Genomic DNA, 22,054 nt, shown 5'->3' on the forward strand with positions numbered 1-22,054 from the left:
CGACGGCTTTGGGTCTGCTGAAGCCGTGCCGTAACAAAGATAACGCTGTGGCTCGCCCAGCATTACCTACGCCGGGCGAGGACGTTTACAGGTCGACGGTTTCAGACAACGCCAAAGCGTCGTCGAGATCTACGCCAAGGTAGCGGACCGTGCTGTCCATCTTGGTGTGGCCAAGAAGAAGCTGCACTGCGCGCAGGTTGCCGGTCTTCTTGTAGATCTGGGCAACCTTCGTGCGGCGCATCGAATGTGTACCGTAGGCACTTGGCTCCAAACCTATCGATGTGACCCAAGCCCGCATGATCCGTGCGTATTGGCGGGTCGAAAGGTGCGGGCTTCCATTTACCCGACTTGGCCAGAGAAATTCGGCACCGGTCATTTCGGTGTTGACGTCGCCCCCGACTTTTATCCAGCATGAGCGAGACTCCGGGTTTGAGTTTTGCCTGTTTGGGCGGGTTGGGCAACGGGGCGAGGGTCTGGGCGAAGGCGGCAGGCGTCTGCCAGCCGAGGCGTGAGTGCGGGCGTTCGGTGTTGTAGTCCGTGCGCCAGGCCGCGAGCGTGGCGCGGGCGTGGTTCAGGGACGCAAACAGCGTCTCGTTCAGAAGCTCGTCGCGCAGGCGACCGTTGAAGCTCTCGATGAAGGCGTTCCGGGTCGGCGTTCCGGGTCGGCTTGCCGGGTGCGATGTAATGCCACTCGATCTTGCGGTCGTCGGCGAAGGTCAGGATCGCGTTCGAGGTGAACTCGGTGCCATTATCGCTGACCACAGTTCCTGGCTTGCCTCGGACCTCGAATAAGGTCGCCAGCTCTCGCGCCACCCTTGCGCCGGACAGGGACGTGTCGGCGATCAGGGCGAGGCATTCCCGCGTGCAGTCGTCGACCACGGTCATGATCCGGAAGCGGCGGCCATCGGTCAGCTGGTCAGAGATCGAGCCATGGGAACGCCACTGGTCCGAGTGACCATGGCGAGGGTCCAGCGACCAGCGCTGGTTCGGCATCAGGCGTAACGCCATCGGGGCCCGCGTTCCGATGGCCCGCTTGCGTCCACCGCGACGGCGCACGTGCAGCCGCTCCTCGCGGTAGATCCGGAACAGGCGCTTGTGGTTCACCTCATGCCCCTCGCGGCGCAGGAACACATGCAGCCGCCGGTAGCCGAACCGGCGACGGACACGGGCCAGCTCCTTCAGCCGCTCGCGCAGCACGGGGTCCTCCTGCCGGATCGCCTCATAGCGCATGGTCATCCGGCAACAGCCGATCACCCGGCATGCCCGCCGCTCGCTCATCCCGTGGCCCGCCACCCGATGCGCGACCGCTTGCCGCTTTCCGGCGGGCGTCACCACTTTTTTCCCAAGAGATCCTTCAGCGCCGCCCTCGCCATTGGGCTTGAACCAATGGCGCCACAATGGCTCGATCGAGCATCGCATCGGCTAGCGGCCGCTTCAGACGGGCGTTCTCGTCCTCAAGCCCCTTCAGGCGCTTCGCCTCACTGACATCCATGCCACCATACTTGGCCTTCCCCTTGTAGACAGTCGCATCGCTGACGCCGTGCTTGCGACACAGATCGGCGACGGAAACCCCGGCCTCGTGCTCCTTCAGAATGCCGATGATCTGGTCTTGGGTGAACCTACTGCGCTTCATCTCTGGTCCTCTCGGTTGGGCCAGAGTCCACCTCAAACTGGATTAGGCGTAGGGGGCAACGTCACCGATAACCTCGCGACGCCCTGACCGATCAGGCCGCCCCGACCTCGCTTGCCATGACGATGGTCCCCCGGTTCATCGCCCCTCGGGCCCGACGGCTGTGCCCGGTAGCAGGCGCGCCCACACGTCCCGCCCCTTCGCTGACAGTGCCTTCAGGCGCCACGGGCTTTGGCGCGAATGCCTGCAACCCGCGCCACGCAGGGCTGCGGCGCATCCCATACCAAAGAATGTTAATTAGTCTTAATATAAGTTTGAACGGCGATGCCGAACGTCTAAACGGATACCCAGGCGTCATCTTGCGGCGCGAAATCCATTTTCCCCGGAGTTCATGCATGACCACCCGCAGCGCGGCACGGCTTTTTCTTCCGACAGTCGGCCCCGCTGCCGTCCATACCGGCCGCCCCCCCTTCTGCGCGGATGCGCGGTGTCGGCGCTCGCCCTTGGGCTGACGATGTCCGGAACGGCCTCTTTCGCCGGTTGCCTGACCATCGGGATCAACTATCCTTGCATCGGCGCGACCGACTTTACGCTCGATGCCGGCCCCGACGGCAACCTTGTCTATTCGGGTGGTGCGACCGGAAACCTTACCGTCAATGGCCAAGGCGGCAACGACAGCATCGTTTTCGGTGAAGCAAGCAACCTTGCTCCCAAATCCGGCACCACGCTCGTCGATGGCGGAGACGGTGACGATGCCATCACCGCACAGGGCGCCAGCGTCCTGTCCGGCAATATCCTCGGCGCCGATGGGGCCGACAATATCCTGATCGAAGGGGCCTCATCCCTTACCGGCAACGTCGATGGCGGCCTCGGTGACGACATACTGACCCTGCGGAACGCGGGAACGACCGTTACGGGCACCCTGTCGGGCGGTGACGGGGCCGACGTCATCATGCTGCGCGATGCGTCCGAACTCGCAGGCAACATCGACGCCGGCGCAGGGGCCGACAAGGTCACACTCAAACTCGGCACGACGCTCGACGGCGACCTGCTCGCAGGGGCCGATGCAGATACCGTGCTTATCCGTGGCGGCTCGACCGTCACGGGCGACGTCAAGGCCGAAGACGGCGCCGATCTTCTGACCATTCAGGAACAAAGCACCGTCGAAGGATCGGTCTATACCGGCGGCGGCGACGACACGGCACTCCTCGAAGGCGACACGCTGGGCGGCTCGACCATCGAGGGCGACTTCGACGCAGGCGCGGGAAAGGACACCGTGGGGATCCGCGGCGCAAGCACCGTCGACGGCGATGTGCTGGGGGACACGGGCGATGACGCCATCCTCGTCACCGGAGGCTCGACCGTAAAAGGCGATGTCGATGCCGGAGACGACAACGATCTGGTGACGGTCCAGGCCTTGGCCGTCGTCAAGGGCAGCGTGCTTGGCGGCGCTGGCGGCGACAGCCTGCTTGTCGAAGGCAATGCCACGGTCGAGGGCGCGCTATCCGGCGGTACCGGCGATGACACCATCAACGTGACAAGCGGCGAGGTGCAGGGGGGTATCAGCGGCGGCGAAGGCAACGATACGGCCAACCTGACCGGTGGCAAGATCGGGGGCCTCAGTGGCCTCGGGTCACTCGACCTCGGCGCGGGCGGCGACACGCTGAACCTCGTTTTCAACGACACGCTCGGCGCCGATGCGCTGGATGTCACTGGAATTTCGATGTTTGACGGCGGCGACGGCGCCAACAGCGCAACGCTCACCGGCTTCGACGGCGACTACAGCGAGGGCGGACTGTTCTACCGCCAGTTCGACCAATGGGACAGCGTCGAGGCCGTCGGCTCATTCCTGCAGTTCTCGCAAGATGCGACGGTCACCACGCTTGATCTCACATCCTCCAGTGCCCTGTTCCAGACGAACGGTACGCGCGCCCTGACCGCTGCGGACGGGTCCGACACGGCCAAGCTTTCGGTCGATGCGACATCCTATGTCGATTTGCGCGATGCGGCCTTTGCGGCAGTGCTTCCGGTCTCGAACCTGCCGCTTTCGGTCGTGTCCTTTCCGGTCTTGCCGCAATCCACAGCCGACGATGCACTTACCGTCGCCGACCTCGACCTGACCGGAAGCGCCACGCCCCTTACCTTGCCTACGCTGCGTGTGAATTTTGACGCCGATGACACGACCTACCGCAACGGGCGCGACGATGCGGTCAGCGGCAATGCCGACCAGATCGACGTCAGCACCTCGATCACCACCACAGGCACCATCGGCATCCGCATCGACGCGGTTGGCGGCTACCTCGACATGGGCATGCCGCTCGGCCTGTCCGGTTCGGTCGCCATCATCGACGACCTGCAATCCGCTGCCCTGTCCCGACCGGGTGCGGGCGCCTCGCTCGTCGCCTCGACCACCTATGTTGCCGACAGCAATCTGCCCGTCGATCCGGCCCGCCAATGGGCACTGGTCGACCAGGGCAACGGCGGCGTCTACCTGCAATGGACAACGGCGCTCGACGGCGTAACCCTCGGCCCGAACGCCAGCGCCGAACTCGCCTTGGCAAGCGGTGGTGTCGAAGCCATGTCGTCGCTTCTTACGGGCTTTGCCGATGGCTCCATCGCCAAACGCGCGCTCTGCACCGGCACCACGATCGATTGCGCCCTCACGCCCTCGTCTGTCTGGGTCATGGCAGGGGCCGGTTCGTTCCGGATGGGCGCAGCCAGCGGCTTCGAAGGCTTTGACGCGACGAACCGCACCCTGACCGGAGGCATCGAATACGCCATCGGCCAAAGCATGAACGGTGGCGTATTCGCAAGCCTGCAACAGGGCAGCACCGACCTCGGCTCGACCTTGGGCGCCTTCGGTCCGCGCTCCTCCACCGCGTCGCATAGCGCAGGCTATGTCGGCAGCTACCTCAGCGCAGAACAGGGCGGCGCCTACATCACCGCCCTCGGCGCGTTGGGCAAGGCGAACAGCGACCTCGTCAACGGAACGCTGTTCAGCGCAACCTCCAGCCATGACAGCATGATCGCCGTGGTCGCGGCAACGGCAGGCAAGCGCATGGCGTTGGGCAACGGCTTCGCACTCGACCCCCGCGTGGAAGCGTCCTACGCCAGATCGGACTCGAACGCCTACACCGACGATCAGGGCCTGACGGTAGACGCCTCTGGAACCCAGACACGTGTTGCGGCGACGCTTGGGCTTACCTACCGCGAGTCCACCTCGCCTCTCTCCCTGACCCTGCGCGCCGGAACCGCCTTCCTTGTATCCGACACGACCACGGCAGCCGGAGACACAGGCGCAGGATCCTTGTCAGGCATCGACGCGCACCGCTCCGACAGGGTGTTCACCGCCTCGATCGAAGGGCGCTACAGCTTCACCGAAAACGCGGCTCTCGTAGGCTCGATCTCGGCCGATGACGGGAACGATATCGGCGCGGCACGCGGCGGGCTGACCTTCACCTACGCGTTCTGATCCGGACGCAACGAACCGCCGCAAACGCAGCCAAGAGTTTTCAGAACTCTTGGCAAATTCCTTCAAAAGGAATTTGCGCGGCGCAACGGGGGAACGTGCAGAACCTGTGTCGAAAGTGCGGGCCGCTTCACCCGGCCCGCACCACACGGCTCCGGTCCCGTCAGCCGATGATCCGGTTGAACGTTGCCGAAGGACGCATGACCGCAACCGTCTTTGCTGCATCTGTATGGTAATAGCCGCCCAGATCGGCAGGGCTGCCCTGCCCGGCGGCCAGTTCGGCGCAGATCACCGCCTCGTTCGCCGCCAACGCCTCGGCCACCGGCGCGAAGCGCGCGGCAAGCTCAGGCGATTCCGTCTGCGTGGCCAAAGCCTGGGCCCAATAGAGCGCAAAGTAAAAGTGGCTGTCGCGGTTGTCGGTCTGCCCCGCCTTGCCTTGGGGCGACCTGTCGTGGTCAAGCACCCCTTGCGTCGCCACATCGACCGCCGCGCCCAGAATACGCGCCTTGTCGTTACCGGTCGTCTCGCCCAGAAACTTCAGGCTCTCGCCAAGCGCGCAGAACTCGCCCAGCGAATCCCAGCGCAGGTGGTTTTCCTCCACCAACTGCTGCACATGTTTGGGGGCCGACCCGCCCGCGCCGGTCTCGAACAGGCCGCCGCCGTTCATCAGCTTGACGATCGACAGCATCTTGGCCGAGGTGCCCAGTTCCAGAATCGGGAACAGGTCGGTCAGGTAATCGCGCAGCACGTTACCGGTGATGGCAATCGACGTTCCGCCCTTGCGGATCGTCTCGAAACTGCGGCGCGTGGCCGCGCGCGGGGCCAGAACGGCGAACCGGTCGGTCACACCCGCCGCCGCAAGGATCGGCTCGACATAGCCGATCAGCTCGGCATCATGCGGGCGGTCGCGGTCGAGCCAGAAGATCGCCTCGCAGCCCTCGGCCCGCTGCCGGTCGATGGCCAGCCGCACCCAATCCTCGATCGCCGCCTTGCGGGTCGATGCCGCGCGCCAGATATCGCCCGCCTCTACTGCGTGCTCGTGCAGCACATCGCCATTCGCCGCGATCAGCCGCACCACCCCGTCCGACGCGATTTCAAAGGTCGTCGGGTGCGACCCGTATTCCTCGGCCTTCTGCGCCATCAGCCCGATGTTCTGCACCGTTCCCGCCGTGGCCGGATCAAGCGCGCCGGTCTCTTTGAAATAGGCAATCGTCTCGTCATAGACAGCGGCATAGGAGCTGTCGGGAATGATGCAATTGGTATCGGCGGCCTTGCCATCCGGCCCCCAGCCCTTGCCACCGGCTCGGATCAGCGCGGGCATCGAGGCATCAACGATCACATCCGAAGGCACATGCAGGTTGGTGATCCCGCGATCCGAATTGACCATGTAAAGCGGCGCCCGCGCCTTTAGCGTGGCCTCGATCTCGGCCAGAATGGCGGCCCCGCCCGCCATATCGGCGATGCGCTCCAGCATCACGCCCAGACCGGAATTCGCATCGATCCCTGCCGCCTGCATTGCCGCCCCGTGGCGGTCGAACACCGGCGCGAGGAACGCCTTGACCGCATGGCCAAAGATGATCGGGTCCGAAACCTTCATCATCGTGGCCTTGAGGTGGATCGAGAACAGCAGCCCCGCCGCTTGCGTGGCATCCACCTGTTCGGCCAGAAACGCCCGCAGCGCGCGCGCCGACATGAATGTCGCATCGACCACCGTTCCCGCCGGATAATCGACCCCCTGTTTCAGCACTCTCACCGTGCCATCCAGTCCCACATGCTCGATCCGGGCTTTGCCCGCCTGCGCCGCCGTCAGCGTGACCGACCGTTCGTTCGACCGGAAATCCCCCTGCGCCATGGTCGACACGCGGGTCTTGCAATCGGCAGACCAGCGGCCCATCGAATGCGGGTTGGCCTTGGCGTAATTCTTCACCGCCACCGCCGCCCGCCGGTCGGAATTGCCCTCGCGCAGCACGGGGTTCACCGCCGACCCCTTGATCGCATCATAGCGGCGGCGGCTTTCCACCTCCTCCGGTGTTGCGGGCGCTTCGGGATAATCGGGCAGATCATAGCCCTGCGCCTGCAACTCGCGCACCGCTGCCACCAGTTGCGGCACCGAAGCCGAGATGTTGGGCAGCTTGATCACATTCGCCCCCGGCAGCGTGACCAGCCGCCCCAGATCGGCCAGATCGTCGGGTTGACGCTGCGCTTCGGTCAGGCGTTCGGGAAAGGCGGCGATGATCCGCCCGGCAAGCGAGATGTCCCGCGTCCCGACCGACACCCCCGCCGCCGCCGCAAAGCTGCGGATGACCGGCAAAAGCGAAGCCGACGCAAGCTGCGGCGCCTCGTCCACCTTGGTCACGATGATGTCGGAAGCGGTCTGGTCAGTCATTGCAATCAGCCTTGTTGAAACGCGAATACGGGTCCGAGCGGGGAACGGCCGCAAGCCGCCCCCCGTAGCACGGGTTTACACGACCATGACGGTCAGGCTCCCCAGCCCTTCGATCATCGCGTCCATCGTATCGCCGCGCAAGACCGGTCCGACACCCGAAGGCGTGCCCGACATGATGATGTCACCGGCCTGCAGCTCGAAATATTCCGACAGATAGGAAATCATCTCGGGCACCTTCCAGATCATCTGGTTCAGATCGCCCTCTTGCCGCAGCGCGCCATTCACCTTCAACTCGATCCGCCCCGACGCGAGCGGTCCCGAGATTGCAACCGGAATCAGCGGCCCGACCGGAGCCGACCGCTCGAACGCCTTTCCGATCTCCCACGGGCGACCCAGCTTCTTTGCCTCGCCCTGCAAATCGCGCCGCGTCATATCCAGCGACACCGCGTAGCCCCAGACATGGTCAAGCGCGCGGTCGAGCGGAATGTTCGTGCCACCCGACTTCAGCGCCACGACAAGTTCCACCTCGTGATGCACGTCGGTGCTGTGCGGCGGATAGGGAAACTCCCCGCTCGAATCGAGGTTGTCGGGGTTCTTCTGGAAAAAGAACGGCGGCTCGCGGTCCGGGTCGTGCCCCATCTCGATGGCATGGGCGGCATAGTTGCGCCCGATGCAATAGACGCGACGCACGGGAAATGACCCGCCCCCGCTGACCGGAATGGACGGAACGGATGGCGCTGGGATCACGAAATCAGACATGTGTCAGCCTCTTGCGGGATGGATTTGTTGCGGACGGTAACTTTGCGATCGTCGGAAATCAATCCCGCATTGATCCACTATGCACGTCAAAGCAAAATCAATTTGACAATGGTCTGGCGCGATATACCCTGTATTTCAGGAAACCTGTCGTAAATTGGTTGACCAATTTTGGAGAATTGATCGTGAATGACAACGAGGCCGCCACGATGGATCCAGTCGCCCGCCTGCGGAGCTTCATCATCGACGGCGGGTATGAACGGGGCGGAAGACTCCCCCCGAACGGCACCTGACCGACGAACTCGGCCTGTCGCGCGCCACGCTTCGCAAGGCGCTCGACGCGCTTGAACGGGATGGCATGATCTGGCGGCATGTCGGCAAGGGCACCTTCGTTTCGGACGGCACCACGGCCCGCGCGCCCAGCAATGCAGTGCTGGAACTCGGACGCCAGCTTACCCCTTTCCGCATGATGCGCGCCCGTCTTGCCATCGAACCCGCAATCGCCCGCGAAGCGGCGGTGAACGCCTCGGGCGAGACGCTGCAAAAGATGCAGCGCGCCATCGACCGCGCGAAATCTGCCACAACGTGGAAGGACTACGAAGAACAGGACGACATCTTCCACCGCACCATCGCCGAGGCGAGCGACAACCTTCTGCTCCTCGCCCTGTTCGACCAGCTGAACGAAGTCCGCCGCGCCGTCGCATGGGGCAGCGTCACGCGTGAGACGACCAGACCGTCGCCCGACCATTCCAGCTTTGCCGAACACGACGCCATTGCCGCCGCAATCGGCAACCGCGACGCGGGGGCCGCCTATGACGCCATGCGAAAACACCTCGGCTCGGTCGCCAAACGACTGTTCGGCGAGGTGTGAGCACCACGAACGACCACGACGAACGACCACTCCGGCAAGGGACAGAAAACGAAGCCCGCCGGACCAAGGCCCATACTGAAACGGATTCTCAGGGAGGAGAGCCATGACGACGATTTTTGCCAAGTTGGCCGGTGCCGCATTCATGCTGGGCGCGCTTGTTTCAACCGCTCAGGCCGAAACCATCCGCATCGCGCTGGCCGAACCGCCATCTGATGAAATGGCCGCCTTTTTCGTCGCGCTCGACCGCGCCAAGGCGGCAGGGGTCGATTACGAATGGACCGCCTTTGCCGAAGAGGAACTCGCCATTCAGGCGGTCCTCAGCGGTGACATGGATATCGCTTTCGGCACGCCCTATGCCGCCATGCAGCGGTCCAAGGCGCCGGTGCGGATCATCTTCCAGCTGTCGCGGCTGGTGTTCTTCCCCGTGGCGACCAAAGACTACAACACGCTGAAAGACCTCGACGGCGTGCCGATCATGCTGCACTCGCGCGGCGGCGGCACCGATGCCATCGCCAATGTGATCGAAAGCCGCGAAGGCATCACCTTCGGCGACCGCTCCTACGTGCCCGGATCCGACAAGCGTGTGGTGGCCATGCTCGCCGGTCAGGCCGAAGCCACGATCCTCGATCTGTCGAACCGCAACAAGATCATCGCCGAAGCTGGTGACCGCTTCAACTCGCTGCCGATGTTCGAGGTGAAAGCCAGCGACGAAGCCCTGTTCGCCAACCTCGACTGGATCAAGGAAAACGAGGAAGCGGTCAACACGCTGATCAAATCGCTGCATTCGGTCTGGACCGAAATGAGCGCCGACCCCACCCTGATCAGCCGCGAAACCGATCCCGAAGGCCCGATCGGCCAGTTGCCCGCCGAAATCCTGGCCGAACTCGACGGCTTTTACACCGATGCCGTCGCGGGCGGTCTTTACGATCCGAACGGCGGCGGGCGCGAAGCGGCGGCGGCAGACCTCGAATGGTATGCGCTCTCGGGCCAGCTCGAAGGCGATCCGTCCACGCTGAACGCCGAAGACTTCTGGTATTTCGCCCCGCTCGACGCGGCGATGAAGTGACCCTTTCCGCCGGCGCAGCCCGCGCCGGCGGCACCTCCCCCCCTCCCTTCCCCCAGCGCCGGAACGGACCGATGATACACCGATCCCTCCTCCTCAAACTCCTGTCGGCGGCCATCGTCTTTGGCGCTTGGGAAATCGCGGGCCGCGTGCCCGTGTCATACGCTTTCCCCACCTTCATCGATTCCATGGCCGCGCTGCTGCGGATGACCTTCGACGGCAGCATCTTCGTGGCCTACGGCGAAACCCTGCGCCCCCTCGTCGTCGGCGTCGCCATCTCGGCGGTCAGCGGCATCGGCCTCGGCCTCTGGATCGGCCTGTCCGCCCGCTTTGACTGGCTCTTCTCGCCGATCTTCGTCGTGATGCAGGCGGCCCCGCTTGCCGCGCTGATCCCCATCCTCGTCATGGTCTACGGCATCGGCCTGACGTCCAAGGTCTTCGTCGTCTGCATCATGGCCATGCCGGTCATCGTCCTGAACACCGCCTCGGCGGTCCGCAACACCCCCGGCTCGCTGAAAGAGATGTCGCGCTCCTTCCTCGCCTCGGAACGCGACGTCCTGCTGAAGATCATCCTTCCCGCCGCCTCGCCCGTCATCTTTTCCGGCCTCCGGCTCGGGGTGTCGGCGGGCTTCATCGGCGCGATCCTGTCCGAATTGAAAATCACGCCGACAGGGGTCGGCGACATCATCACCTACAGCCGCTCGATTGCGGATTACCCCAGCATGTATGCCGCGATCTTCTCGATCATCCTTCTGGCCGTGCTCTTCCTCAACCTGCTCGAAAAGCTGGAAAACGTCCTCTTTGAAGGGAACAACCGTGGATATGTCTCAGATTAAGCCAGATGCACGACAGGGCGCGGCACCCGCCGACATCGCCGTCTCGGTCCGCAACGTCTCGAAAGTCTACGGCGATGTGCAGGCGCTCAAAGACCTGTCGCTCGATTTTCCGCGCGGCGAACTCACCTCGCTGCTCGGCCCCTCGGGCTGCGGCAAGACCACGCTCCTCAAGATCATCGCAGGCCTTCTGCCCGCCACGTCCGGTCAGATCGAGGTGAACGGCAAGCCCGTCACCGAACCCGGACCCGACCGGTCTTTCGTCTTTCAGGATTTCGCACTGCTGCCCTGGGCCTCGGTGATCCGCAACGTGGCCTTCGGTCTGGAACTGCGCGGCGTGGCCAAATCGGAACGCGAAGCGATTGCCGAAAAATACATCCGCGAGGTCGGGCTGGCCGGGTTCGAACAGAAATTCCCGCACCAGCTTTCGGGCGGCATGCGCCAGCGGGTCGGCCTTGCCCGCGCCCTTTCGGTCAACGCGCAGGTGCTGCTTCTCGACGAACCCTTCTCGGCCGTCGACGAACAGACCCGCCGCAAGTTTCAGGAAGACCTGCTGCAACTGGTGCAGAACGAGAAGAAAACCTTCATCTTCGTCACCCATTCGATCGAGGAAGCGGTCTACGTCTCGGACCAGATCGCCATCCTTCTGCCCCGCCCCAGCCGCGTGTCCGAAATCATCCGCCCCTCCAGCTTCCGCAACAAGGGCGTCGACAACATCCGCCGCGATCCCGAATACCTCGACATCGTCGACAGTATCTGGGCCTCGCTGCGCGCTTATGTCGAATAGGGGCGCGCCATGTATCTTCTCGGCTACAAACTGCCGGCCCTGTCTTCCCTGATCCTGTGGGCCTTGCTGTGGGAGGTGGTGGGCCAGCTGCAACTGACCTTCTTCGTCCCCCCCTTCTCCGAGGTTCTCGTCACCCTTGTCGGCCTTATCCCCACCAAGGCCTTCCTGAACGCGCTCAGGGTCACCGCCTATGCCTTCTGGGCGGGCGTGTTCTTTGCCGTCATCATCGGTATTCCGGTCGGCATCCTGATGGGCAAAAGCCGCCTGCTGGACGAGTTGCTGCTGCCTTGGGTTAACATCTTCCTGTCGGCCCCGCTGACCGCCCTTGTCCCCGTGCTGATGGTCCTCTTTGGCTTCGGCACCAAAACCGTCATCATCACCACCACGCTTTTCGCCATCTGGATCATCATCCTGAACGCCCGCGCAGGCGTGCGCCAGATCAACCGCTCGCTCGTCGAAATGGCGCGCAGCTTCGGCGCCACGCCCACCGATGCCTTCTTCAAGATCTACTTCTGGGCCGCCCTTCCCGAAATCCTCGGTGGCGTCCGCATCGGCGTCATCCGTGCGGTCAAGGGCGTCATCATCGGCCAGCTCCTCATCTCCATCGTCGGCTTCGGCGCGCTGTTCGAACTTTACTCGAGCAAGTTCCTCATGGCCGAATTCTGGGCCGTGCTGATCGTCCTCTTCGGTCTCGCCTTTGTGCTGTCCGAGTTCCTTGGCTTTCTCGAGCGGAAAGTGTCCTATTACGCAGCATCACGCTGACGAACCCGCCCCGAAAGTGCCAAGCCCGACTGCCAAAGGAACAAGCGATGACGACCACCTTGAACAGCCTGATCGCGGGCGCTGCCCCGAATGCCCGTGCCATCGGCGCTCCGGGGCGTGCATGGATGGATTACGCGGGCCTGCGCGCTCTGTCCGCACGGGTCGAACAGCAGTTGCGCGGCTTTGGCATCGGCGCCTCCGACAGGGTGGCAATCGTGCTGCCAAATGGCCCCGAAATGGCCACCGCCTTCGTTACCATCGCGCAGGCGGCGGTGACGGCCCCGCTGAACCCCGCCTATCAACAGGCCGAATACGCCTTCTACTTGGGCGACCTGCAAGCCAAGGCGCTCGTCATTCCCGCAGGCTATGACGGCCCCGCGCTCGCCGCCGCCGAACCCTTGGGCATGGTCATCCTGCGCCTGCATGCCGATACGACCAGCCCCGCGGGCGAATTCCACCTGACCGGCCCCGCAGCCCCCACCCCCGCCGCCCAAGGCCGCCCTGATGCAGATGCGACAGCCCTCATCCTGCACACCTCGGGCACCACATCACGCCCCAAGATCGTGCCGCTTCTCCAATCCAATCTCGCCGCCTCGGCCCGCCACATCGGCCAGTCGCTCGCCCTGACCCCCGCCGATTGCTGCCTGAACGTCATGCCGCTTTTCCACATCCACGGGCTTGTCGCGGCCGTCACAGCCTCGCTCGCGGCGGGCGGGTCGGTCTGGTGCGCGCCGGGCTTCGATGCGCTCAAATTCTTCGGCTGGATGACCGAAGCACAGCCGACATGGTATACCGCCGTCCCGACCATGCATCAGGCCATCCTGTCCCGCGCCGCCCGCAACCGCGATGTCATCGCCGCCCACCCGCTGCGCTTTTTGCGCTCCTCCTCCGCCTCGCTTCCCGCCCAAGTGATGGTAGAGCTGCAATCCACCTTCAACGCCCCCGTGATCGAGGCTTACGGCATGACCGAAGCCGCCCACCAGATGGCCTGCAACCCCCTGCCGCCCCGCGCGCAAAAGCCCGGCTCGGTCGGCATCGCCGCAGGCCCCCTGCTCCGCATCGCGCACGAAGTCGAAAACCGCCTGACGGATGGCACCGGCGAGGTGGTGATTTCCGGCCCCAACGTCACGCCGGGCTATGAAGGCAACCCCGATGCCAACGCCAAGAACTTCTTCGAGGCCGATGGCCTGCGCTGGTTCCGCACCGGCGATCAGGGTGCGCTCGACGACGAAGGCTACCTGCGCCTGACGGGCCGGCTGAAAGAGATCATCAACCGTGGCGGCGAAAAGATCAGCCCGCTCGAGGTTGACGGCGTGCTTCTCGATCACCCCGCCGTGCAGCAGGTCGTGGCCTTCGCCATGCCCCACGCCAAACTCGGCGAAGAGGTCGCCGCCGCCGTCGTCCTGCGCGAAGGCCACAGCGCCACCGAACGCGAAATCCGCGATTTCGCCGCCACCCGCATGGCCGATTTCAAGGTTCCGCGCCGCGTGGTGATCCTCGATGAAATCCCCAAGGGCGCCACGGGCAAACTGCAACGCATCGGGCTTGCAGAAAAGCTGGGCCTCGGCACCCAGTCCGCAGGCGGGGCGGCGTAAACCCATGAAGATCTGCATCTTCGGCGCAGGCGCCATCGGCGGCTACATGGCCGTCAAACTCGCCCAAGCCGGGGCCGATGTCTGCATCGTCGCCCGCGGCCCGCATCTGGCGGCGATCCAGTCCAAAGGCCTGACCCTGCTGGAAGAAGGCCAAGCCCCCGTCACCGTGCCTGTCCGCGCCAGCGCCGACCCTGCCGACTTCGGCCCGCAGGATTACGTGATCGTCACGCTCAAGGCCCATTCCGTCCCGCCCGTGGTCGCCGCCATGCAACCCCTGATCGGCCCTGACAGCACCATCGTCAGCGGCGTAAACGGCGTGCCATGGTGGTATTTCCACAAGATCGGCGGCGCCTTGGAAGGCACGCGCCTCTCAAGCGTCGATCCGGGCAACCTGCAATGGAACGGCTTCGGCCCCGACCGCGTTCTGGGCTGCGTCGTCTATCCAGCGGCCGAGGTCAGCGAACCCGGCACCATCCGCCATATCGAAGGCAACCGCTTCTCGCTCGGCGAACCCGACGGCAGCAAATCCCCCCGCGCCACCGCCCTGTCGCAAGCCCTGCAAGCCGCAGGGTTGAAAGCCCCCGTCCGCCCCCGCTTGCGCGACGAAATCTGGGTCAAGCTCTGGGGCAACCTGTCCTTCAACCCTATATCGGCCCTGACCCATGCCACGCTCGAGGTGCTTTGCACCGATCCCGGCACCCGCGATGTCGCCCGCCGCATGATGGTCGAGGCGCAGGAAATCGCCGAAAAGCTGGGCGTCACCTTCCCCATCGACGTCGAACGGCGCATCGATGGCGGCGCGGCGGTCGGCGCGCACCGCACCTCGATGCTGCAAGACCTCGACGCAGGCCGCCCGCTGGAAATCGACGCGCTGGTCCGCTCGGTGCAGGAACTCGGCCATATCACAGGCACGCCAACCCCCACCATCGACACCGTGCTCGCCCTCGTCACCCTGCGCGCCCGAACCGCCGGGGTCTACTGAACCCGCCCGCGTTCGGCCTACATCAGGCGCGGCAGCCCTGCCAGCAGCGCGACCGTCAAGACCACCGTCACCAGCACAAAATGCCACAACAGCGCGATATTCCACAAAACCGCGTCATAGCGCGGCGTGATCGCCCCGAAGACCAGCCCGACAAAGGCAAAGCCCTGCGCGACCGCCCCCAGCACCAGATGCGCCACCGTCCAGATCACGATGGCCCAAAGCATCGCCGGATAGACATGCAGGGTCGGGTCCAACCCGTTCACCCGAAGCGACCAAAGCAATGCCGCAGCCCCCGCGACCGAAGCCAAGGCAGCCACGGCCAGACACAGCGCCGCCGCAACACCGCGCCCGCCCTTGTTCAGCCTGCGGGCAGCCACCGTCAGCCCCCACGCAGCAAAAACCGCGCCCAGCGCCGCCAGCGCAAAGACCGCCTCGGCATGCGCTGCCCCTTCGGGCGGAAAATCGGGCCGCGCAGTCCAGTAATAGAACACTCCGAAGATCAGGCTGACAAAAGCCGTCGCATCCGCGATCATCGTAATGCACACCGCCCACCAGCCCACCGAAGCCGGACCCGACGCATAAAGCGGCAAGGTCAGCCCCAGCCCCGCATCCTTGCTTTCGGCCTCGGGGTGGCGGGCAATCCCCTGATAAAGCCACACCAGCACCGCCCCCACCGCACCCGCCGCCGAAACTCCGGCCAGCACATACATGTGGAACACCGGCAAGATGAACGCGCCCCCCGTGAACCCCGCCGCCACCAGCGTGATCCAGGCCGACCCCGGCAAGCGATGCACCTGCACAGGCGTCGCATCGATGACCGATGTGACCATCGTCTCGCGCAGCCCCTCGGGCGCGTCGGGCAGATAGTAGCGCCCCTTGCGGATACGCTCCTGAAACCGCTTTTCCTGCCACAGCGGATAGCGGTGATCGACGTATGGGATCGACCGTATCCCCCACCGCTCGTCGGTTTCCCCCGCCCATTCCAGCGTTCCGGCCTGCCACGGATTGCTTCCCGCATCGGCCTTGCCGCGCAGCGGGCGCACCAACTCCCACGCCAGCACGGCAAACCCTGCCGCGATGACAAAGGACGCCACGGTCGACAGCATGTTCAGCCCGTCCCACCCCAGTCCGGCAGGATAGGTGAACACCCGCCGTGGCATGCCGATCAATCCGGTCAGATGCATCGGCAGAAACGCAAGGTTGAACCCCGAAAACACCAGCCAGAAGGCAAGGCGGCAGGCCCTCGGGGACAGAAGTTTGCCCGTAACGGCGGGATAGAAATAGATCGCCCCCGCGATGACCGGAAAGACAAAGCCGCCAAACAGCGTGTAATGCAGATGCGCCACAACGAAATACGTGTCATGCGCCTGCCAGTCGAAGGGCGCTATCGCCACCATCACCCCCGTCAACCCGCCCGCCGTAAAGATCGCAAGTGACCCCGCGATCCACAGCATCGGGGGGATCATCCTGACCCGCCCCGCAAGCAACGTGGCGACAAAGCAGAACAACTGGATCCCCGTCGGAAACACCACCGCCTCGGACGCCGCCGAAAAGAACCCGACCGAGATCGTCGGCAACCCCGTGGTGAACATGTGATGCACCCACAGGCCAAAGCTCAGAAAGCCGGTACCCACCGCCGACAGCACCACCCACGAATAACCCACCATCGGCGTCCGCGCCGCCGTCGGCACGATCATCGCAGCCAAGGCGACCGAGGGCAGGAAGATGATGTAAACCTCGGGATGGCCGAATATCCAGAAGAGGTGCTGCCACAAAAGCGGATCGCCACCCCGCGCAGGGTCGAAGAACGGCCAATCGAAACTGCGCTGCAACTCGAACAGGAAATCCCCCGCGATCAGCGGCGGAAAGGCGAACAGGATCATCACCCCCACCACCAGCACATACCACGCATAAAGCGGGATAAGGTTCAGCCGCATCCCCGGCGGGCGGCACTTCAAGACGCCCACGATCAACTCCACCGCCGCCGCGATCGAGGCGACCTCGATGAAACTCAATCCCAGCAACCAGACATCCGCGCCCACCCCTTTCTCGGCCGTGGCCAGCGGCGGATACATGAACCACCCCGAACTTGGCGCGGCATCGAACAGCACCGAGCCAAGCACAAAGACCCCGCCGATCAGGAAACACCAGTAGCCAAAGGACGACAGGCGCGGAAACGGCAGGTCGCGGGCCGAGAGGAACGCGGGCAAAAGCAGGATCGACACCGCCTCGAACATCGGCACGGCGAACAGGAACATCATCGCCGACCCGTGCATGGTGAAGAACTGGTTGTAACGGTCCGCCGACAGAAAGCTGTTCTCCGGCACCGCCAACTGCACCCGCATCAACAACGCCAGCACCCCCGCCGCCAGCATGAAGACAAAGCAGGTCAGCGTGTACCAGATGCCGATGGACAGGTTGTTCACATCCGACCAATAGCGCCAGCCCGTGGGCGCGGCCCAGACCCGCCGCAGCCGTTCGTCCTGTGCGCGGCGCAGATCGCCCGGCACCTCTTCGGACAGCATCGCTTCGGTCGGGGGGAACACGCCCTTCATTCCAGCCCCCGCAGCCAGACGGCCAGCCGCTGCATATCCTGTGGCGTCATATGGTCATAGGCGGGCATCGCCACACCGGGCTTGAACGCCTGCGGCGCACGCAGCCAGTCGGCGACTGCCTCTGGCGTCATCGGGAGCACGCCCGCCCCAAGCGTCATCCGGCTGCCCAGATGGGTCAGGTCAGGCCCGACCGCCCCCCGCGCCCCGGTCCCGCGCAGCGTATGACACCCCCCGCAGCCCTGCGCCTGAAACAGCCCGAACCCCGCATCCGTGACGCCAGCGCCCAGACCGCCCGCCTGCGCCTCAAGCCAATTGTCGAACTCCCCCGGCTCCATCGCCACGACATCAAGCGCCATCATCGCATGCGACAGTCCGCAGAATTCGGCGCATTGCCCCCGCCACACCCCTGCCCGCACCGGATGCAGCGACATGCGGTTCACACGGCCCGGAACGATATCCATCTTGCCGCCCAGCGCCGGAATCCACAGCGCATGGATCACCTCGCGCCCGACCAGCTCGATCTCGGTGCGCTGCCCCACCGGCAAGCGGATCTCGTTGGCCGAAACCACCGGAGCAGTCGCCCCCTTCGGCCAGTATTCCACCCGCCACCACCAGCTTTCCCCCGTTACCGTCACCCGCAGGCCTGTCCCCGCCGCCCGCTGGTCCGGCATTACCGAAAGGCCATAGGCCAACAGTGGCGTCAGCACGACCAGCGGTAGTGCGATCCCGCCCAGCCCGATCAACCGCCCCGCCCCCTTGCGCGACAGGGGGCGCGACTTGCCGCGCGTGGCATAAAGGAAAGCGCCGTTCATCCCGACCCACAGCAGCGCGGCCCCGCCAAGCATCCAGTAAAACAGCTGCGAAAGCTGCATGGCATCGGCCCCGCCATCCGAAAAGACCGACTGCACGCCAGTGCAGCCCGACGCGGCAAAAGCCGGAACAGCCATGCAGATGCTTGCCCTGATCGACATCGGCCAGATCATCCCCTCGCAGGCTTTGCGCGCGCGGGCCCATCCGCACGCTCTGCAAACGGTTCAACTCCACCCGTCTACGCAAAGCGAACCCCTCCGGTTCCGGCAGGGTTCCACCCGGCACCGGCCGCCCACCCATCCCCCGCAAACGAAAGCAGTGCATCGCCAAAAGACAGGTCAGATACGATTTCGCATCAAGGCCTCTCCTTGGACATCCGACCCGATCCTTTGCCCGTGTTGACCGCCAACCACCCCGACCCGACAAGAGATGCCATAGGAGAAAACCACCATGTGCACCGACTGCAACGACACGAACGCGCCCCGCGCAGACCGCCGCCAGTTCCTCGGCCTCGCCGCCATGCTTGCCGGAGGCGCCGCTCTCTCGCTGACGGCAGGCCGCGCCTTGGCCGATGAATGCGCGCCCTTTCTGGCCGACGCGCAGGCAGCCACGACGCCCGATCAGGCGATCCAGCTTCTGGCCGACGGCAACGCCCGCTTCGCCGCCAACGCATCGCTGCATTGCGACCTTTTGGGCGAAATGAAGGCCACCGCCGAAAAGCAGACCCCCTTCGCCTGCGTTCTGGCCTGCATCGACTCGCGCTCGGCCCCCGAACTGGTGTTCGACCAGCAGATCGGTGACCTCTTCGTCGCCCGCGTCGCCGGTAACCTGCCCACGACCGAGGTATTGGGCAGCTTCGAATACGCCACCAAGGTCGCCGGAACCAAAGCCATCGTCGTGCTCGGCCACAGCCATTGCGGCGCGGTCAAGGGCGCGGTCGACAAGGCCGATGTGGGTGCCAACCTGACCACGCTGCTCGACGCCATCGAACCCGCCATCGCCGCCACCCCGCTCACTGGCGAGCGGTCGTCGAAAAACCACGAATTCGTCGAGGCCGTCGCCGAAACCAACGTCCGCATGGCCGTGGCCGCCATGACGGCCAACAGCCCTGTCCTCGCCGACCTCGTCGCGGCAGGCGCCCTCAAGATCGTCGGTGCGCTTTACGACATCGAAACCGGCAAGGTCAGCTTCCTCGCCTGATCCCGACAGCGCGGCGGCCCTCCCCTCGGGGCCGCCGCGCACCCCCTTTCCAGCCAGCACTTCCTTGTGGCCCCCACGCGCTGCGCTATCGTCGGCGCAAAGCCTTAACGGGACGCAGGGCACAGCCAGCCGCATGACCGCGCTCAAGAAATACCAGCGGCTCGAAAGCCCCGGCCTGTGGCGTGACAGGCAGGATGCCCAGCGCCGCGAAGTCGTCGTGGCCTTCCGCAACGCGACACTCGTCCTGACCGATCCACGCACCGACCGGCCCTTCACCCATTGGTCGCTTCCCGCGATCATCCGGCTCAACGCCGGCGCGCTGCCTGCGCTTTACGCGCCCGCCCCCGATGGCGACGAAACGCTGGAAATAGACGACCCCGACATGATCGCCGCCCTCGAAACCGTGCTCGGCTCGGTCAAGCGGCGCACGCCCCGTCCCGGCCGCTTGCGCGGCACGCTTATCGGCGGCCTTACCCTCGGCATCCTTACCGTCGGGGTGATCTTCCTGCCCGACGCGCTCCTGCGCCATACCGCCAGCATGCTGCCCTTTTCCATGCGCGAGACAATCGGTCAGGCCGCACTCGCCGATGTGGTCCGACTGACCGGCAAACCCTGCACCTCGCCCTTGGGCGACCGCGCACTCGACCTTTTGTCCGAACGCCTCTTTGGCGGCGGCGGCCCGCAGCTTCTCGTGCTGCGCGAGGGGATGAAGGGCGCCGCCCACCTGCCGGGCAACATCGTCCTTCTGTCGCAAGCCAGCTTGAACACCCCGCTTCCCGAAGCGCCCGCAGGCTTTGCACTGGCCGAAAACCTGCGCGCCGCGACGACCGATCCCGTGCTTGCGCTTCTGGCCCATGCCGGACTATCGGCCACCGTCCGCCTGCTCACCACCGGCACCCTGCCGCAGGGCGCTACCGCAGGCTACGGCGAGGTGCTCTTGCAATCGCCACCCGGGCCGCTTGCCGACGAAGCCCTGCTCGCCGCTTTCGAAAAGGCTGCTGTCTCCTCGGCCCCCTACGCCTATGCGCTCGACCCCAGCGGCGAAACCAGCCTCCCCCTGATCGAGGCCGACCCCTACCGCAGCGGCAGCCCGCGCGCCCTGTTGAACGCCGAAGACTGGAACAGCCTAAAGTCGATCTGCCAATGAAAAGACCCCCCGTTTGGACCGGGGGGCCTGCTTCTTGAAAGACCGTCTTTAATTCTGCCCGACGATTTGCACTACCTTACGAACGCGTCACCAAACCCTGCGGACCGCGCGATGCCCCGCGCCGCTGCCGCCTCGGCGGGCGATCCGAACGGACCGGCCATCACCACCGTCAACCCGTTTGCGCGGCCCCGCGCCACAGGCAGACCCGCCGCCGCCAGACGGGCCAAAGCCCCCTCGGCATTGGAGGGAACACCGAAGCTGCCCGCCTGCACGTAATATCCGCCCTGCCGCGCCGCGACCGGAGCCACAGGTTCGGTCGGTGCCGACATGGTCGAAACCACCAGAACCGTCCCGTTGACCCGCGCCCGCGCCGCCTCGCGCCGCGCCTTGCGGGTGTCGCCGACCAGCTTTGCAGGCGTCTTGCGCGTCCAGACCTGGTCCTGCGCCGCCTGCCCCGCCGCCGTGCCGACGCCGCGCAGCGGGTTCAGCCGGTCATCCTTCCACGCAACCGTATACCCGACCGGAGCCTGCGACACCGTCTGCGCCACCCGCACATTCACCGTCGGACGCCCCTGCCCCGAGGCTTGCCCCAAGGGGATCTCGGCGACACGCGATGGCGCAACACGGGCCACAGGCTGCGGCGTATCCTCAAAGGCAGCGCCCACGCCTGCACCGTCCGCAAAGACCGGCGCCCGCAAATTCCGCAACGCCCCGTCACCCGGCGTGCACACCAGCACCGTCCCGCCATTCGTCAGCGCAAGACGCTGCAACCGCGGGGCCGAAGCCGGACACCCGACCTGTCCCGCAACCGACCCTACCGAAACACCGGGCCGCACCGCTACGACCAGCGGTTGGGCCGCCGCAGGCGCAATCTGTCCGGTCGGTATGACCGTTCCCACCCGCGCCGGAGGCGGCACGTAATCCGCAGCCGCAACGCTCTGCCGCATCGGGGCCTGCGCCACCGCCAGGGGCTTCGGTGCAACCGTGGCCACGCGGGGCGCGGCAGCCATCGGTTCCGTCATCGGCACCTCGTCCGGCACGGTCGCAATCTCGACCTGCTTGCCGCCGAATGTCGGAGGATAACCGCACAGCACCTTGCGGTCCTGACCCACGCGCGGCACCCAGTTCACCGTCCCGCCCATGCCCGCACGCAAAAACACGCAGCCGCGACTGTCGATATATTGCATCGATGAATACCCGGCCGGCGG

Annotated in this window: 16 protein-coding genes and 2 pseudogenes; 11 read left to right on the forward strand and 7 right to left on the reverse strand. The window is 65.2% G+C overall.

Features of this window, described 5'->3' with window-relative positions:
- Positions 1-85: 85 nt before the first annotated feature.
- Positions 86-376: pseudogene (locus HYN69_RS13250) on the reverse strand (tyrosine-type recombinase/integrase); the annotation flags it as partial.
- Between the two features lie 85 nt (positions 377-461).
- Positions 462-1,633 (reverse strand): annotated as a pseudogene (locus tag HYN69_RS13255) (IS3 family transposase); the annotation flags it as partial.
- Positions 1,634-2,117: 484 nt separating this feature from the next.
- Between HYN69_RS13255 and HYN69_RS13260 the strand changes: the two are divergent.
- Complete coding sequence (locus HYN69_RS13260) at positions 2,118-5,102, forward strand: beta strand repeat-containing protein (protein ID WP_159082471.1); 2,985 nt, start codon at positions 2,118-2,120, stop codon at positions 5,100-5,102.
- A 160-nt stretch (positions 5,103-5,262) separates the two neighbouring features.
- On the opposite strand, the gene HYN69_RS13265 is transcribed toward HYN69_RS13260, so the two are convergent.
- Together HYN69_RS13265 and HYN69_RS13270 are read right to left on the reverse strand one after the other, a co-directional pair.
- Positions 5,263-7,485, reverse strand: a complete 2,223-nt coding sequence (locus HYN69_RS13265) for an NADP-dependent isocitrate dehydrogenase (protein WP_108436156.1) — start codon at positions 7,483-7,485, stop codon at positions 5,263-5,265.
- Positions 7,486-7,560: 75 nt separating this feature from the next.
- Positions 7,561-8,244 (reverse strand): fumarylacetoacetate hydrolase family protein, encoded by a 684-nt coding sequence (locus HYN69_RS13270; protein ID WP_108436157.1) that lies wholly within the window; start codon positions 8,242-8,244, stop codon positions 7,561-7,563.
- On the opposite strand from HYN69_RS13270, the gene HYN69_RS21485 reads away from it, so the two are divergent.
- The 8 genes from HYN69_RS21485 (at position 8,217) to HYN69_RS13305 (ending at position 15,134) form a co-directional block, all read left to right on the forward strand.
- On the forward strand, positions 8,217-8,534 hold the full coding sequence (locus tag HYN69_RS21485; RefSeq protein ID WP_230426409.1) for a hypothetical protein: 318 nt from the start codon (positions 8,217-8,219) through the stop codon (positions 8,532-8,534). The genes HYN69_RS13270 and HYN69_RS21485 overlap by 28 nt on opposite strands.
- A 65-nt stretch (positions 8,535-8,599) precedes the next feature.
- Positions 8,600-9,112, forward strand: a complete 513-nt coding sequence (locus HYN69_RS13275; protein WP_230426410.1) for a FadR/GntR family transcriptional regulator — start codon at positions 8,600-8,602, stop codon at positions 9,110-9,112.
- 103 nt (positions 9,113-9,215) lie between these two features.
- Entirely contained in the window at positions 9,216-10,178 is a 963-nt protein-coding gene (locus tag HYN69_RS13280) for an ABC transporter substrate-binding protein (RefSeq protein ID WP_108436158.1), read from the forward strand.
- 71 nt (positions 10,179-10,249) lie between these two features.
- Complete coding sequence (locus tag HYN69_RS13285; protein ID WP_108436159.1) at positions 10,250-11,011, forward strand: ABC transporter permease; 762 nt, start codon at positions 10,250-10,252, stop codon at positions 11,009-11,011.
- Positions 10,998-11,795 carry an ABC transporter ATP-binding protein gene (locus HYN69_RS13290; RefSeq protein WP_108436160.1) on the forward strand — a complete coding sequence of 266 codons (798 nt, stop codon included), beginning with the start codon at positions 10,998-11,000 and terminating at the stop codon, positions 11,793-11,795. Before HYN69_RS13285 ends, HYN69_RS13290 begins: the two co-directional genes overlap by 14 nt.
- Before the next feature lie 9 nt (positions 11,796-11,804).
- Positions 11,805-12,557, forward strand: a complete 753-nt coding sequence (locus HYN69_RS13295) for an ABC transporter permease (RefSeq protein ID WP_108436161.1) — start codon at positions 11,805-11,807, stop codon at positions 12,555-12,557.
- A 47-nt stretch (positions 12,558-12,604) separates the two neighbouring features.
- Positions 12,605-14,152 (forward strand): acyl--CoA ligase, encoded by a 1,548-nt coding sequence (locus tag HYN69_RS13300; protein ID WP_108436162.1) that lies wholly within the window; start codon positions 12,605-12,607, stop codon positions 14,150-14,152.
- 4 nt (positions 14,153-14,156) lie between these two features.
- Complete coding sequence (locus tag HYN69_RS13305) at positions 14,157-15,134, forward strand: 2-dehydropantoate 2-reductase (protein WP_108436163.1); 978 nt, start codon at positions 14,157-14,159, stop codon at positions 15,132-15,134.
- Positions 15,135-15,151: 17 nt separating this feature from the next.
- Here HYN69_RS13305 and HYN69_RS13310 read toward each other — a convergent pair whose 3' ends face one another.
- Together HYN69_RS13310 and HYN69_RS13315 are read right to left on the reverse strand one after the other, a co-directional pair.
- Entirely contained in the window at positions 15,152-17,689 is a 2,538-nt protein-coding gene (locus HYN69_RS13310; protein ID WP_108436164.1) for a cbb3-type cytochrome c oxidase subunit I, read from the reverse strand.
- Positions 17,686-18,672 (reverse strand): cytochrome c oxidase subunit II, encoded by a 987-nt coding sequence (locus HYN69_RS13315; RefSeq protein WP_230426411.1) that lies wholly within the window; start codon positions 18,670-18,672, stop codon positions 17,686-17,688. Before HYN69_RS13315 ends, HYN69_RS13310 begins: the two co-directional genes overlap by 4 nt.
- Positions 18,673-18,949: 277 nt before the next feature.
- Here HYN69_RS13315 and HYN69_RS13320 point away from each other — a divergent pair, with 277 nt between their 5' ends.
- Positions 18,950-19,699, forward strand: coding sequence for a carbonic anhydrase family protein (locus tag HYN69_RS13320; protein WP_108436165.1), 750 nt, complete (start codon positions 18,950-18,952; stop codon positions 19,697-19,699).
- 133 nt (positions 19,700-19,832) lie between these two features.
- On the forward strand, positions 19,833-20,846 hold the full coding sequence (locus tag HYN69_RS13325; protein WP_108436166.1) for a hypothetical protein: 1,014 nt from the start codon (positions 19,833-19,835) through the stop codon (positions 20,844-20,846).
- Positions 20,847-20,917: 71 nt separating this feature from the next.
- Here HYN69_RS13325 and HYN69_RS13330 read toward each other — a convergent pair whose 3' ends face one another.
- Positions 20,918-22,033 carry an SPOR domain-containing protein gene (locus tag HYN69_RS13330; RefSeq protein ID WP_159082472.1) on the reverse strand — a complete coding sequence of 372 codons (1,116 nt, stop codon included), beginning with the start codon at positions 22,031-22,033 and terminating at the stop codon, positions 20,918-20,920.
- Between the last annotated feature and the right edge of the window lie 21 nt (positions 22,034-22,054).

Origin of the sequence: Gemmobacter aquarius (genome assembly GCF_003060865.1) — a bacterium.
In the GTDB taxonomy this organism is placed as follows: domain Bacteria; phylum Pseudomonadota; class Alphaproteobacteria; order Rhodobacterales; family Rhodobacteraceae; genus Paragemmobacter; species Paragemmobacter aquarius.

Coding starts and splice junctions, on each gene's coding strand:
- HYN69_RS13275 (WP_230426410.1), top strand. CDS start 8,600: ATGATCTGGCGGCATGTCGGCAAGGGCACCTTCGTTTCGGACGGCACC.
- HYN69_RS13325 (WP_108436166.1), top strand. CDS start 19,833: ATGACCGCGCTCAAGAAATACCAGCGGCTCGAAAGCCCCGGCCTGTGG.
- HYN69_RS13290 (WP_108436160.1), top strand. CDS start 10,998: ATGTCTCAGATTAAGCCAGATGCACGACAGGGCGCGGCACCCGCCGAC.
- HYN69_RS13270 (WP_108436157.1), bottom strand. CDS start 8,244: ATGTCTGATTTCGTGATCCCAGCGCCATCCGTTCCGTCCATTCCGGTC.
- HYN69_RS21485 (WP_230426409.1), top strand. CDS start 8,217: ATGGCGCTGGGATCACGAAATCAGACATGTGTCAGCCTCTTGCGGGAT.
- HYN69_RS13310 (WP_108436164.1), bottom strand. CDS start 17,689: ATGAAGGGCGTGTTCCCCCCGACCGAAGCGATGCTGTCCGAAGAGGTG.
- HYN69_RS13265 (WP_108436156.1), bottom strand. CDS start 7,485: ATGACTGACCAGACCGCTTCCGACATCATCGTGACCAAGGTGGACGAG.
- HYN69_RS13285 (WP_108436159.1), top strand. CDS start 10,250: ATGATACACCGATCCCTCCTCCTCAAACTCCTGTCGGCGGCCATCGTC.
- HYN69_RS13315 (WP_230426411.1), bottom strand. CDS start 18,672: ATGATCTGGCCGATGTCGATCAGGGCAAGCATCTGCATGGCTGTTCCG.
- HYN69_RS13300 (WP_108436162.1), top strand. CDS start 12,605: ATGACGACCACCTTGAACAGCCTGATCGCGGGCGCTGCCCCGAATGCC.
- HYN69_RS13305 (WP_108436163.1), top strand. CDS start 14,157: ATGAAGATCTGCATCTTCGGCGCAGGCGCCATCGGCGGCTACATGGCC.
- HYN69_RS13330 (WP_159082472.1), bottom strand. CDS start 22,033: ATGCAATATATCGACAGTCGCGGCTGCGTGTTTTTGCGTGCGGGCATG.
- HYN69_RS13295 (WP_108436161.1), top strand. CDS start 11,805: ATGTATCTTCTCGGCTACAAACTGCCGGCCCTGTCTTCCCTGATCCTG.
- HYN69_RS13280 (WP_108436158.1), top strand. CDS start 9,216: ATGACGACGATTTTTGCCAAGTTGGCCGGTGCCGCATTCATGCTGGGC.
- HYN69_RS13320 (WP_108436165.1), top strand. CDS start 18,950: ATGTGCACCGACTGCAACGACACGAACGCGCCCCGCGCAGACCGCCGC.